Below are 12,320 nucleotides of genomic sequence, written 5' to 3' on the forward strand. Positions count from 1 at the left end.
ACGCCAGAGAGAGGGGGATCTGATCTTAGCTGGGAGAGAGTTCAACCGGGTCATCGCCTGCCTTGTCAGGGTGGCGTTGACGGCGTTCCGCAGCTTCGCGCACCCGGTCGGAAGCTTCCTCAGCCGCCCGGCTGCCATCGCGCTGCCCTTTGGCGGTCGATTCTTTGACCGAGTCGGGCATGAATTCGCGGGTGAAAGTGCTGGCAAAGCTAGCGCCGTAAGCGATTCCGTAGGCGACGTCGTGCAAGACTTCATCAAGGGCCTGCTTGACCTTGGGAGCCGCTTCCCGGGCTTTTTGGGACGCGTCATTCACCGCAGAGCGGACAGCCTCGTCCACTCGCTCGAAGGAGGGCTTGCCGCCTTCGCGGTCACTTCGGTTGGGCTGGGAGTCAGTGTTATCGCTATTCATGATTTTCTATCGTTGGGAGCGGCACCAAGCCGTTCTTTTGTCTCTCAGAATAGAACCCGTTGGCGAGTTTTTGCCCTCTACAATTGGAAGGCTGATTTGTAATCGTGGTTGGACGCTAGAAGCTGTTCAGCTTATGGAGAAGGTCGTGGGCCCGCCGATCTGGAATGAAGGGAGCGGCAAGCGCTTGTCGCAGGTGGTTGCGGGCTCCAGTGGTGTATTCGTGATCGAGATTCCACAGAGCAAGGTGGAGATGGGCAAGGTATTGCGCTCTGGGATTGAGGGCCGCGTCCGATAGCATGGCGTGAGACTCCGCTGCGGAAGTTTCCTCACCCCTGGTCGCGGTGTAAAAAATGACCGCAGCCATTGCGTTACTCGGGTTATTTTTATGCTCCCATCTCATCAGCGTCTTCGTGTCCCGCCAGTTCGCCAAATGACTTCGGGTGGCAAAGAACAACGTTGTCGTCAGAAAGAAAAGGAGGAGGAGTGAGAGTCCAAGGAGGAGATGTTTCTTGCGCTGAAGACAAGAGGTTGAGAGAAAGAGCAAAGGGGGAACCATGAACAGCAGCCCCAAGTGGATGAAGTAGCTGTAGCGAACAGCAACGGCATACTGTCCGGTGGGAACGAGATTGGAAACCGGAAGAAAGAAGAGAAACGACCAGGCGAGACCGAAGAGGACGAGGGGCTGTCTTTTGAGGAGAGAAAATGTTCGTAGTAATAGGAGAGTCAGGAAAATAAGAATGAGCGTCGGGGTGAGGACGGATGGGTGGAATTCAGGAAAGAGAGTGTGTCCTTTTGGCAGCAATCCAGTGCTAAAATACCAGAGAAAAAGCGCGGGGAGGGCCATTGCTCTTTGCAGCAAAGAGCTCTGGTGACTGGCCAGAATCTGTTGGGATTGGAAGCTGAGGGTAAGGATAATCAGGAGGATTGCTGCCACTAGGAGGGGCGTTTGGCGAGCTGCTGCGAGTCCAAGGGTGGACCAGGCGGGTTTCTTTTGAGAATCACGGGTCCAGTCCAGAACAAAAAGTGCGAGTGGTAGAGCCACCGCAGTTGGTTTGGCCAGCAAGGCCCCGAGACCTGCCAACCAGCAAAGAAGAAGCCAGCCGAATGACCGTCCTTGGCAAAAGAAGGACAGACTTAGCACGCAGAAGAATCCACAGACGACGTCCTTTCGTTGGGCAATCCAAGCCACGCTCTCGATGCGTGCCGGGTGGCAGCTCCAAGAGAGCACGAGGAGGCTCAATAAGGTGGCCCCCAGGGGGCTGCGGGATTCTGGTTGTTCCCGCGTGAGCTGAAAAAGGAGGAAAACCAAAAGCCCGCCTGTGGCTGCATGCCAAATCACATTCCCCCTATGATGCACGGAGGCAGAAGAACCCCAGAGTTGAGCCTCCACCTGCAGGGAAAGAAGGCTGAGGGGGGTCCAGAGGTTGAGAGGTCCGACGGACTCCCGCGAAAAGGCCCATCGGAGCGCCTCCCAGCTGAGACCATTGCTGATGTTCTTTTCCTCAAGGAGATAAGGCGTGTCGTAGGCCAGAGCTTCGTGCTGAAAGGAGGGAGCAAAGGTGACGAAAGTCAGGAGAGCGACGAGGGCGGGAAAAAGTAATGGAGTCAGCTTCCGAGCCAAGGCTGCGTTTGCGTTGTTGGCTGGCAAGGACATGCTGGAAAGGGTTTCAGGCGCTGGAGCGGCTTCGCGATACTCTCTTGAGGGGCACTAGCGGCGTTTTCTCCGCAAGAGGCACAGGCTGCCGGCCATGGATAGGGCGAGCAGGGAACTGGGCTCAGGAATCGGTACGAAGTTCGGGTCCATCACCACGAGACCTGTCATTGCAAAAGGAGCATAGTCTGAGGTGCTGACGCGATCCGCGACGAGTGAGTTCAACTGACTACTAGTCAGTGGCTGACCCGCTGATTCCGCCAGGGCAAAGAGATCCGAGGTCAAGCCCAGATTGTCAACTGAGGGAGAGCCTGCCAAGGAGGCTGAAGTGATATAGAGGTTGCCGTTGGGGGAGAGAGAAATGTCGGCGAAAACAGAGGAGGTAGTCGTCAAATATTTGTCGACAACAAAACTGCCGCTGGAGGGGTTGGCCGACCAGAATTCGCTGCCGTCTTCGAAAAAGAACTGCCCGCTCACTGGGTCGATGTCGAAGGAATGGAAGTTGTTGGAAGACGAGGCAAAGAAGCTGGAGGCTCCGGAGACTGGGTCGACCTGATAGATGGAGGTGGAGCGATCAGCTCCCCGTTGCACGTAAACCTGTCCGGTGCGCTGATCGACCGAGATGCCGTTGCTCTGATAGTCAGCTCCCCCGGCGTCCTTGATGCGGGACACATTCGTTAGCTGGAAGCTTTCGTTAAAGGTGTAGATCTCTTGATAAGAAATATTGAAAGGGGCGGGCGAGCCATCCAACGAGCCCCGATAGGTGTTGCTCAGGATGTAAAACTCATTGGTGCGGTAATTGTAAGCGATGTCACGCCCGATATGGATGGAGTTGCTTCCGGTGTAGCCTGGGGCGCGTGGCGCGGTATCAAGGGAATCGAAGATCGCGGAAGTCCCGTTGGATATGGAGCTCGAACCAAGACCGGTGACGCGTTTGAGTCCGGTATCATCTGGCCAGTCGAAATGCCCAAGGTAGTAAACCACCTCGGAGGGCTGTGCCACATAGGCCGCCTCAAGGGGGAGGGTAGAAAAGGAACAGGCAAGCAATGTGCCTGAAACGATAGCGGGGAGGAGGGGGTGTTTCATAAACGGGTGCTCTCTTAAGGTGAATTTTTAAGTATTCAAGGGGAAAATATGGTAGGGATTTCGAGGGGTCGGAGTGTTTTTTTTGTGTGCTTTCATTGTTAGTTTTTTGTGAGTTTCTTGTTCCCCTATTCAGCGGGAGAAAAATTTTTTTCCGAATATTTCCGAGTGAGGCCGGGTCTCAGCTAGCGAACCCCGTGAACTGAAAGGAATCAAAATGAAAAAAGCACTGGCAGCCGTTTCGGCCTTCATCCTCGCCCTCGTGGCTCTTCCCAATACCGCGCAAGCGGAAATCCATATTCGCATTGGTAGCAGCAAAACCTACATCAGTGGTCGCACTTCGTGTGGTTGCGCCATCTACACCAAGCGGGTGGTGTGCGGCTTCGATCGTTTTCACCGTCCGGTTTACAGCTACCACCGGCAGCCGGTGCGCTGCACCTGCCGGAGTGTGCGCCGGGCCCCCATCGTGCATCACCGGCATGTCTATCACCACCCCGCCCCTCATCGGGGGCATGGTCATCACCGGCCGGCTCCGCAGTCCCATTGCCGACCTGTTCCCCATCCCCGCCATCAGCACCTGCACCCTCGCCGTGGCCGTTGACGGGACCGGGAATGGTCGTTTTCTTCGCAAAGAGTCCTCGCGCAGGGCTCTTTTTTTCGGCCTCCCTCCCGCTGCGGGCGCTAAAGGCTTGTGATTCGGCCAAAGGAGACGAAGCTTGCTCCCGCAACACTTCGAATTCATGAAGATTTTCCTTCCTCTTTTCGCTCTCTTTTTCTGTTCCTTCGCCACCGCGCAGAAGGTTCCCACCGTTTTTGCCGACTATTTGGAGCCCGATGTGGCGGTGAAGGGTGAGGTCGTGGTGGTCGTTCCTCCCGATGAGATTCAGCAATATATTCGTAAGGTCGACGAGGTGCGCAAAGCGGATCCGGAGTGGTTTGCCGAGTATTCTGAAAAGGCAAAACCCGGGGTGCCCTTGCCTTTCCACGAAAAGCTGGGGTTGAGCGAGGAGGAATACGCTGACTATCTGGAGCTCTGGGACCAGCGCAAAATGGAAGCTGTTCCGCAAGGGGAAGTCATTGTCCGGCTGGAGCAAGCCGAGGAGGGCCTTTGGCGCATCCGGGTCACCGGGGTCGGTTCCGACATCACCACCATGCTCTACAATCCGGCGGACGATACCTACACCACCACCAGTGGGGTGATGAAGCGGATTGAGGATATCGCAGCCGATAAACGGAGCATTCTCGGAGCTTGGACTGGCAAGGAATGGAAAATGGAACTGGAGGATAGCTTCGGCACCACCAAGGAGAATCTGGCCATTGGCAAGCTCGCCGACGGGAGCTTCGGGCTCCTCGTTTATCGCATCCAGGAGGTGTCGACTTCCGGTCGTCGTCTTTTTGACAAGAGCATGGTGATTCGCTTTGCGATCAAGCAGTCGTAGCTCTAAGCTGCCTCCGTGAGGGGGCGAAAATGGCGGCGGCTGCGCAGGTGGTTGGGCTTCGGCTTGTTACTGGGGGTTCTGGCTGCCTTGCTGGTTTTTCTGGGAGGCAACTGGTTTTTGACCAGTTCCCCGGGTCGGCGGCTCTTGGCGCGGCAGCTGGAGCGACGCACCCCGGCTCTGCGTTGGGAGGTCGCGGGGGCGACCTGGTCTCCGTGGCAAGGAGTCACCGTTCGCCGCCTCTCCGCGCATCTGCGGTCCCCCGGTGGCGGACCGGGTGCCGATTTGCCGCCTTTGCTGCGGTTGCGGGAGATGAGGCTGCAGCCCCATTGGCGGGAGGTGTGGAAGGGACGAAAGGTCTTTCATGAGATTGGGGTCGACCAGCCCGAACTGAATCTCCCCCTCGAATACCTGGTGGTGGTGCAACCCTCCACCACGGCGAGTGCTGATTCGGGTGATCTGGCAAGCTCTTCAGCGAGTGAAAGGGATGCGAGAGAAGATGGCGAGGCCCGGGAGAACGAGCCTTCCGTGGTCCGCGAAGCAGGGGGCGAGCAGTCCGCCGCGCCAGTCGCGGGGAAAAGCGGGCCGGATTCTGGCCGCTCTCGCTCTGGAGAACAGACGGCTCGCGGGTCCGGGGAGGCCGCGGCCAGGCCTCTTCAGAGGGAGGACCGCTTCTGGCTACGCTTTCGCGAGGCCCGGGTGCGTCTGTATTCGGTCAATTCCGCCTTCGAGCTCACCGTCGATGGGCTCAGCGGTGACTTGCCCCTGGCAGGCCCCGATATCGGGGGGCGACTGGCTTGGCAAGGGCTGGCCTTGGGAGAACATGCGCTTCTGGACGCCGGAAGCTGGACCGTGGAGTGGCGGGAGAAGCAGTGGATTTTTCCCAATCGGGAGTTCGAGCTTGCGCTGGGGGAGGCTGTAGGGGAAGCGGGCTTGTCTTTCCGCCTGGGCGGGGCCTTTGCGCCTCGCCTGCCGGGCAAGCCCTTTCGGGTAAATAGCGCCCTTGATCCCCAGTCTCTTGCGCCCGTAGTGTATTCGCAATGGGGAGGCCTCAGGATGGAGGCGGCCGAGGTGGCGGCTCACTTCTCTGCCCAAGGGCGTTTGCTTCATCCCCAGACCTGGCAGGCGGCACTGGGGGCTTCGGCAGAGGCTCTGGCGGTGACCTCTTCCCAACGGCAACAGACCTTCGTCTTCGACTCTGTGCGGCTGCGGGGCCGGTTGCAGCAGGCCGTGCTCCACTTCCCGGAGCTCGCTTTTCGTTCGGAGACCTTTTCCCTGCTGGGCAATGGATCGCTCGCGCTGGGTGGCTCCACCCTCGGAGTGCTGCGCCTCGTTGCCGCCCCCGACCTGGCCGAACGATTCACCAAGGTGGCGGTGGGGAGCCTGGTCAGCGTGGGGTGGACGAGCAGCTGGTTGCAGCCTTTGGTGACCCCGGACCGCCTTTACCGCGACCTCCATTTCGAAGGGGTCCATCCCCGGGTCGTGGTGAATACCGGACGAAAAGGGGAATTTTTGCTCGTGAGCCAAGTGGTTGACTTGCTAGGGAGCTTCCTCACCCGCGAAGCGGCGGAAGAGGAATCCGCCCCGCGCACACTGCCTGCACCATGAGAATCATCGCTGGAACGCATCGGGGAACCCGTCTGAAAGAGCCCGCCGAAGTCACGCGCCCCACCTCCGACCGGGTGCGGGAGGCGATTTTCAATGTTCTCCGCCATGTCGTTCCCGAAGCCCGGGTGCTGGATTTGTTCGCTGGCACGGGCGCTCTGGGGCTGGAGGCGCTCTCCCGGGGAGCCCGCAGCTGTCACTTTGTGGAAAGGGAGGCCCAAGCTTTGCGCTGTCTTCACGATAATCTACGGCATACCGGATTTTCCACGGCCAAGGTCATCGCGGACGATGCGCTGGCTTATCTCGCCCGGGTGGGCGAGGAGGCCCAATATGACCTCATCCTGGCCGATCCTCCCTATTACCGCGATGGAGCCCCGGATTTGGCGAGTCCTCTTTGGGAAAAGCCGCTGCCTCTTGCGGCGGGGGGAATCGTGATGGTCGAAGTAGAGGCCGAGCGGGAAACTCCCGAGGACCCGCCTTTCCTCACCTTGGTTAAACGCAAGAACTACGGGAAAACGACGGTGCTCTATTTTGAGGCCAAGAGTTCTTCCTGAGGGAGTAGCCGTGTGATGGCCTCGGCCACGGCCTCGGCGGGCAGCTCGGTGAGACAGCGGTGATCGAGGGGGCAGCGGGCCAAGAGGCAGGGAGCGCATTCCGCGTGAGTGGTGAGGACTTCATGCTTCTTTCCCAATGGCCGGTGGGTGCGGGGATCATGGGGACCCATCAGGGCCACGCAGGGGACACCGAGGTGGGCCGCTAGATGAAGGGCCGTGCTGGCCGGGGCGACCAGCACACTGAGCGAAGAAAGCTCCTCCAGCCAGCCCGCGACATCGCCCTCCCCCGGGTCGGAAAGAGCGATGAATTCGTAGGCTTCCCCGGATTGCAGTAGCTTCGGAAGCTGGCGGAAGGATTCTTCCGGCCAGTCCGCCGCCGGGCCGAGATCCGATTGTCCAAGAAGGCCGATGCGGGCAGGAGCCGGGCTCGCCGGGCGTTCGGGGGGGGTGAAGTTCTCGGTTGCCCGGGGATGACAACCCAACTTTTCCGCCAGATCGAGATATCGAGTCACCCGATGGGGGAGCGGACCGGTTTCGCGGGCCAGGGAGAGGGCCTGCGTGGTCCACTTATCCAACGCGGGCAAGGCAGGGCCGAGGCGCTGGGCGACGCCCGTCTTGGCAAGGGCGCGTGCTGCCGGGCTGTCCTCCACCAATAGGGCCGAGTCGAACTCCTCTCCGGCGAACAGCTTGGCAAGCTTTCCCACCGAGGAGGAGGGATAGGCGAGAACCTTGTCAAAATGGATTTTCCAAAAGGCTTCCCAAGGACTGGGACAGAGCACCGTCACCGATTTGTCCGCCTGGGCTCGCGCGATGGCGCGGAAGGCCGGGGTCGCCCAGCACGCTTCGATGGGATCGAGGGGAGCCACGAGGGCGAGGCGGGAACCAGTGAAATGCGAATCGTCGGACACACGGGCACTTTTGGGGAAAGTCGCCCGGGAGGCAAGAGCCATCAGGCGGGCTGCAGAGGCAGGAAATGGCCGGGCTGGTGAAAATCCGGCTCCCGACCCGGCAGGGGGGCAACGGTGAAAAATCGCTGCTGGGGAGAGTCGAGAATGGCCGTCAGATTGAAATGGGTTGGGGGTTGGTCGCCGAAAATCTGATGGGGAAGAAAAAGGGAAGCCTGCCAAGCTTCTGCGGTTGGCGAGCCTTCCGCTTGGATCCCGGAAAAATCGCCCTCCTTTTCAGCGGGCTCCCGCACGCCCCGGAACCATTGCGCCCACCAAGCTCCGTTAGGGCTCAGGTTGACTTCGAGATATCGTCGCGTGCCGGCGGGAGCCAGGAAGAGCTCGACCACGTCATGACGCCACAGTTCCGGGACGAAGCGTCCTTCGCGAGCCTCGGGATGACACCGGGCCCCGGCCTCCCGGCTGGCTGAGAAGTGAAAACCTTCTTCGGAAATGCGCAGAACCAGAGTCAGCGGGGGAGAAAGGGCGGCTCCGAACCAATCAGAAGCGAGGCGATGGCGCGATTGTTGCTGCATGGAGGGAATGAGTAGCAGGATTATGACAAAAACGGGCGAAATATTCTCTATGGAATCCAAAAAAAGGGTGGTGCGTCGAAAGACAGTCCTCTAAGCTCCGTTAAGAAAGTTGTAGCAAATATCGGTGAAACTCAAGCCTATCGAATATATCGGGCCAGCCCCGACTGTCAAGAAACCCCGCAGTGGCGCAGGGGGATGGCTTTTGATCGGATTTGCGGCTTTATTGGCCTTCTTGCTTGCCCGGCCTTTTTTCCAGCTGGTGCAGGCCCAGCAAAGCGAGCCCAATGCCACGACTCTAGAAGCGGCCGGTCGCCAGTTGGACAAGATGGGCACATTTGGCGCGAAGCTGGCCAAAGCCGCCTTGGCCCGGACGCAAGCCGAAGTGGTTTATGACCTCACCTACCGGGTGATTGACTTTCCCAATGGCGATATTCCCGCTGATCGCGGCAAGGCTGAGGATGTCATCATCCGCTCCTACCGGGCCTTGGGCACGGACCTGCAGCTGCTGCTCAACGATGATATGTCGGAAAATTTCCGGGAGTATCCCCGCTACTGGGGCATGTCCGGACCCGATCCCAACATCGACCATCGCCGCACTCCCAATCTGCAGCGCTTCTTTGTTCGGTTTGGCGAATCCATTCCGCCGTCCAACTCTTCCGACGACTATGATATCGGCGATATCGTGGTCTGGCATCTCCCCGAGCAGTCGCCCCAGCGGGCAGGCCATATCGGAATCGTAGTGCCGGGACCCGGCAAGCTGTCGGACGAAAAGTGGGTCGTGCACAACAATGGTTCCGGTCCGCGTTGGGAGAATGAGCTCTTCTCTTACCCCATCATCGGGCACTACCGCTACATCCCGGAGAGTCTGTTGGTCGATGTGGATGCCGAGGGCGAGCTTCCCATGCCTTGAGTCCGTCTCTTCTCAAGGGGGATTCCCTCAGCCCGGTCGCGTCACCAGACGCCTGGGAGGATTCTTGCAAATCACCACGATTTTTGCCGACTCGAAAATCTAACAGATTCTAACAGGTCCGAGTGCTTGTAGATTGGAGGGTCGTTCAGATGGGGAGAGGCAGGAAAGCGGTTGGAAAGCAAGCTGAAATCCATATGACACAAAGGCTCGGGAAGATCGACTTTAGCTTTGCCAAGCCTCGCATTCTTGCGCAGAAAGAGGGGGCTATGAACAAAGCAGAACTCATTGAAGCAGTCCAAAAGGAATTGGGATCCGAAGCAACCAAGCGTCAGGCCGAAGAGTCTGTCGCGGCCGTTCTTGATGCGATCGCCAAAGGTGTGAAAAAGGACGAAAAAGTTCAGATCATCGGTTTTGGCACTTTCGAGGTCAAAAAGCGGGCTGAGCGTATGGGTCGTAACCCCAAAACTGGAGAAGCGATGAAGATCAAGGCTTCCAAGTCTGTTGGCTTCAAGCCTTCCTCCACGTTGAAAGCCTCTCTCTAAAATCCCCCAGGAATTTTTTGAGTCTTCCCCGGTGTGGTCTTGGCCCACCGGGGTTTTTTTATTTGCGGGGAGAGGGAAAAAGGGTCGAAGTGGGGGGGTGAAAATTCTCGCGCAGCTGGGCGACTTGTTCTTGGCCTTTTGCCGCTACTTGGGCGAGCTGGCTTTTCTGGTGGGGGAGGTGGCCGAGTCCCTGTGGCGCGGTCGGCTGCGCTGGCCCCAGTTCTATCGGCAGATTGCCGAAATTGGATTTCGCTCGCAGCCCGTGGTCGTGATCACGGGAGCCTTCACGGGTGCGGTTTTGGCCGCGCAAGCGCTCTTCCAGTTCAAACTGGTGGGGATGGAGACCCTCGCCGGGGGCCTGGTGAGCGCGGCCATGCTGCGGGAACTCGGTCCCGTGATCACCGGGCTCATGTTGGCCGGGCGAGTGGGCTCATCCATGGCGGCCGAGATTGGGACCATGCGCGTCACCGAGCAAATCGATGCCCTGCGCTCGATGGCGGTTCATCCCATTGACTACCTCGTCACCCCGCGCTTTTTGGCCATGTTTGTCTCCATCCCGCTCCTCCTCGTGCAGTCGGTGGTCTGCGGCATTCTGGCCTCTTACCTGATTGGGGTGCCTTTGTTCCATGTCGAAGAGGCCGATTGGTGGAAGAATGTGCGGCAGTATTCATCCCTCGCCGATGTCTCGGTGGCTCTCATCAAGGGCGGAGCCTTCGGGCTCCTCATCGTCATCATTTCCTGCCACCAGGGCTTGCAAGCCAGCAATGGCGCGGTGGGAGTGGGCAAGGGGACGACCCGGGCCATGGTCTATTCCTCCCTCGCTATCCTCGTGGCCAATTTCCTTCTCTCCATGCTCATGCAGCTCATTTTTCCCTTGGGAATTGTCACCTCCTGAAGGCCCGCCCCGGATCGGACGTTTGACGAGAAGCCCGCCGGGGAATAACCTTCTACCTATCCCGCTCCTATTACTGACATGAATGCATCAAAAATTCTGACCACTTGCGCCGTGGCCTGCAGTCTTGTTCTCGCCAGCCTGGCCCTCAGCCAGCAGTTGGCCAGCAAAGGGCCCGCGATGGAAGTGGCCAAAGAAGCACCGGAAGCACCGAAACAAAAAGTTGTGAAAACAGAGGAAGAATGGAAAAAGGAACTGACCCCCGAGCAATACCGCATCCTGCGTGAGGCGGGCACCGAACGGGCATTTGGTCAGGTATACAAGGAATTCAAAGAGCAGGGGGCGGGAACTTACGTCTGCGTCGGCTGCAATACCGAGCTTTTCACCTCCAATGAAAAGTTCGATTCCCATTGCGGGTGGCCCTCTTTTTACGACCCAGCGGATTCGGAGCATGTCAAGACCGTGACCGACCTCAGTGGGGGCATGGTCCGCACTGAAGTGCGGTGTGCTCATTGCGACGGCCACCTCGGCCATGTCTTCGAGGGCGAGGGCTTCGACACCCCCACCGACCAACGCTACTGCATCAATGGCTCCGTCCTCCGCTTCGTTCCCCGTGAAGTCGCCGAGAAAAAGGCTGAAGAAGAGCCTGAAAGTGAGTCAAAAGACTCCAAGTAAGCAGCTTCTGCTGTCAAACAGCCCGTCTGGCCCCAGGGCCGTTTGACGATTTTTAGCGGTCGATTGCGGACTTTGTGAAATTTTTCACAAAGTAGCCTTGACCCCCGATTCGACAATCCTTATTCGAATCGCAGTCGGCACCGCAACACCGTGAATTTTTCAACCTACTTCTCCCGCATTTCTCTGACCGCTCTTGGCCTCTTGGCCACCGGCGGTATCGCATCCGCCGCCGAGGGTGGTGGTCATCACAAAATGCCGCTCAATGCTGAGCAGATTCTGGGCCCAGTTTCCAATTCCATCCTGATGTGCTGGATTGCGGTTGGTCTCATCGTTCTTTTCGCCAAGGCGGCGACCAAGGAGATGAAGATGATTCCGGCAGGCTTCCAGAACTTCGCGGAATGGGTGGTCGAGAGTATCTACGACTTCTTCGGCAACATTCTTGGTGAGCATCTTATCAAGCGCACCTTCTGGTTCTTCGGTTCCGTTTTTGTCTTCATTCTGGTCAATAACTACCTCGGGCTCTTCCCGGGTGTGGGCACGGTTGGCATGTATGGCACCGGCGAAAATCTTTCCGAGCCTGTCTGGCGTCCTTTCCTGCGGGGGGCCAATGCCGACTTGAACTTGACCGCGGCCATGGCCTTCACCTTCGCCATTCTTTGGTTCTACTGGGCCATCACCGAAAACGGAGTGAAAGGGTTCTTTGACCACATTTTCGCGCCCAAGGGCGATTTCGGCGGGCTCATGCTCATCATGATGGTGCCCATTTTCCTCTTTGTGGGGGTCTTGGAGATGGTTTCCATTGCCATCCGTCCCGTCGCTCTCAGTTTCCGTCTCTTTGGTAACATCTACGGTGGTGAGCAGACCTTGGAGTCTCTCATGGCGCTTATTCCTGAAGGTTTAGACTTGTTGCGTTTCCTGCCCGCGTTGCCCTTTATGTTCGTCGAGTTGCTCGTCGGTCTCATTCAGGCGCTCGTCTTCACTCTTCTCAGTGCGATTTTCCTCCGTCTCATCTGTGACCACGATCACGGTGATGACCACGACGAGGCTCACTAATGACCCCTTTCGGCGCTTGACCATGGCAAG

Annotated in this window: 14 protein-coding genes; 9 read left to right on the forward strand and 5 right to left on the reverse strand. The window is 58.4% G+C overall.

Annotated features, from left to right (window positions below):
* Nucleotides 1-25: 25 nt before the first annotated feature.
* The 3 genes from JIN78_RS10545 to JIN78_RS10555 all read right to left on the reverse strand — a co-directional run bounded on the left by JIN78_RS10545 (nucleotide 26) and on the right by JIN78_RS10555 (nucleotide 3,146).
* Nucleotides 26-409 carry a hypothetical protein gene (locus JIN78_RS10545; protein ID WP_200391932.1) on the reverse strand — a complete coding sequence of 128 codons (384 nt, stop codon included), beginning with the start codon at nucleotides 407-409 and terminating at the stop codon, nucleotides 26-28.
* Nucleotides 410-524: 115 nt separating this feature from the next.
* Nucleotides 525-2,063, reverse strand: a complete 1,539-nt coding sequence (locus tag JIN78_RS10550; RefSeq protein WP_200391933.1) for a hypothetical protein — start codon at nucleotides 2,061-2,063, stop codon at nucleotides 525-527.
* Nucleotides 2,064-2,117: 54 nt separating this feature from the next.
* Entirely contained in the window at nucleotides 2,118-3,146 is a 1,029-nt protein-coding gene (locus JIN78_RS10555; protein ID WP_200391934.1) for a PEP-CTERM sorting domain-containing protein, read from the reverse strand.
* Nucleotides 3,147-3,360: 214 nt separating this feature from the next.
* On the opposite strand from JIN78_RS10555, the gene JIN78_RS10560 reads away from it, so the two are divergent.
* The 4 genes from JIN78_RS10560 to rsmD all read left to right on the forward strand — a co-directional run bounded on the left by JIN78_RS10560 (nucleotide 3,361) and on the right by rsmD (nucleotide 6,738).
* Complete coding sequence (locus JIN78_RS10560) at nucleotides 3,361-3,744, forward strand: hypothetical protein (RefSeq protein WP_200391935.1); 384 nt, start codon at nucleotides 3,361-3,363, stop codon at nucleotides 3,742-3,744.
* Nucleotides 3,745-3,883: 139 nt separating this feature from the next.
* A complete protein-coding gene (locus JIN78_RS10565; protein WP_200391936.1) occupies nucleotides 3,884-4,582 on the forward strand; it encodes a hypothetical protein in 699 nt (232 codons plus the stop codon).
* A 15-nt stretch (nucleotides 4,583-4,597) separates the two neighbouring features.
* Entirely contained in the window at nucleotides 4,598-6,187 is a 1,590-nt protein-coding gene (locus JIN78_RS10570; protein ID WP_200391937.1) for an AsmA family protein, read from the forward strand.
* Nucleotides 6,184-6,738 (forward strand): 16S rRNA (guanine(966)-N(2))-methyltransferase RsmD, encoded by a 555-nt coding sequence (rsmD, locus tag JIN78_RS10575; protein WP_200391938.1) that lies wholly within the window; start codon nucleotides 6,184-6,186, stop codon nucleotides 6,736-6,738. The genes JIN78_RS10570 and rsmD overlap by 4 nt, the downstream gene beginning before the upstream one ends.
* Here the strand turns inward: rsmD and JIN78_RS10580 are convergent.
* Complete coding sequence (locus tag JIN78_RS10580; protein WP_200391939.1) at nucleotides 6,711-7,646, reverse strand: glycosyltransferase family 9 protein; 936 nt, start codon at nucleotides 7,644-7,646, stop codon at nucleotides 6,711-6,713. The genes rsmD and JIN78_RS10580 overlap by 28 nt on opposite strands.
* Nucleotides 7,647-7,687: 41 nt before the next feature.
* A complete protein-coding gene (locus JIN78_RS10585; protein WP_200391940.1) occupies nucleotides 7,688-8,218 on the reverse strand; it encodes a DOMON domain-containing protein in 531 nt (176 codons plus the stop codon).
* Nucleotides 8,219-8,342: 124 nt separating this feature from the next.
* On the opposite strand from JIN78_RS10585, the gene JIN78_RS10590 reads away from it, so the two are divergent.
* From JIN78_RS10590 to atpB, 5 genes are all read left to right on the forward strand, one after another.
* The gene (locus JIN78_RS10590) at nucleotides 8,343-9,128 is read left to right on the forward strand and encodes a DUF1287 domain-containing protein (protein WP_200391941.1); all 786 of its coding nucleotides are present in this window, start codon (nucleotides 8,343-8,345) and stop codon (nucleotides 9,126-9,128) included.
* A 194-nt stretch (nucleotides 9,129-9,322) separates the two neighbouring features.
* Nucleotides 9,323-9,670, forward strand: a complete 348-nt coding sequence (locus JIN78_RS10595) for an HU family DNA-binding protein (protein ID WP_377174523.1) — start codon at nucleotides 9,323-9,325, stop codon at nucleotides 9,668-9,670.
* Nucleotides 9,671-9,767: 97 nt separating this feature from the next.
* The gene (locus tag JIN78_RS10600; RefSeq protein ID WP_307832994.1) at nucleotides 9,768-10,565 is read left to right on the forward strand and encodes an MlaE family ABC transporter permease; all 798 of its coding nucleotides are present in this window, start codon (nucleotides 9,768-9,770) and stop codon (nucleotides 10,563-10,565) included.
* A 78-nt stretch (nucleotides 10,566-10,643) separates the two neighbouring features.
* Nucleotides 10,644-11,237 carry a peptide-methionine (R)-S-oxide reductase MsrB gene (gene msrB, locus JIN78_RS10605; protein ID WP_234037927.1) on the forward strand — a complete coding sequence of 198 codons (594 nt, stop codon included), beginning with the start codon at nucleotides 10,644-10,646 and terminating at the stop codon, nucleotides 11,235-11,237.
* 150 nt (nucleotides 11,238-11,387) lie between these two features.
* Complete coding sequence (gene atpB / locus JIN78_RS10610) at nucleotides 11,388-12,290, forward strand: F0F1 ATP synthase subunit A (protein WP_200391942.1); 903 nt, start codon at nucleotides 11,388-11,390, stop codon at nucleotides 12,288-12,290.
* Nucleotides 12,291-12,320: the final 30 nt, after the last annotated feature.

Source organism: Roseibacillus ishigakijimensis, assembly GCF_016595415.1.
In the GTDB taxonomy this organism is placed as follows: Bacteria; Verrucomicrobiota; Verrucomicrobiia; order Verrucomicrobiales; family Akkermansiaceae; genus Roseibacillus; species Roseibacillus ishigakijimensis.

Bases quoted from the DNA above. Each gene is read 5' to 3' on its own strand.
- JIN78_RS10595 (WP_377174523.1), top strand. From the start codon at position 9,323: ATGACACAAAGGCTCGGGAAGATCGACTTTAGCTTTGCCAAGCCTCGC.
- JIN78_RS10585 (WP_200391940.1), bottom strand. From the start codon at position 8,218: ATGCAGCAACAATCGCGCCATCGCCTCGCTTCTGATTGGTTCGGAGCC.
- msrB (WP_234037927.1), top strand. From the start codon at position 10,644: ATGAATGCATCAAAAATTCTGACCACTTGCGCCGTGGCCTGCAGTCTT.
- JIN78_RS10545 (WP_200391932.1), bottom strand. From the start codon at position 409: ATGAATAGCGATAACACTGACTCCCAGCCCAACCGAAGTGACCGCGAA.
- JIN78_RS10560 (WP_200391935.1), top strand. From the start codon at position 3,361: ATGAAAAAAGCACTGGCAGCCGTTTCGGCCTTCATCCTCGCCCTCGTG.
- rsmD (WP_200391938.1), top strand. From the start codon at position 6,184: ATGAGAATCATCGCTGGAACGCATCGGGGAACCCGTCTGAAAGAGCCC.
- JIN78_RS10555 (WP_200391934.1), bottom strand. From the start codon at position 3,146: ATGAAACACCCCCTCCTCCCCGCTATCGTTTCAGGCACATTGCTTGCC.
- JIN78_RS10565 (WP_200391936.1), top strand. From the start codon at position 3,884: ATGAAGATTTTCCTTCCTCTTTTCGCTCTCTTTTTCTGTTCCTTCGCC.
- JIN78_RS10550 (WP_200391933.1), bottom strand. From the start codon at position 2,063: ATGTCCTTGCCAGCCAACAACGCAAACGCAGCCTTGGCTCGGAAGCTG.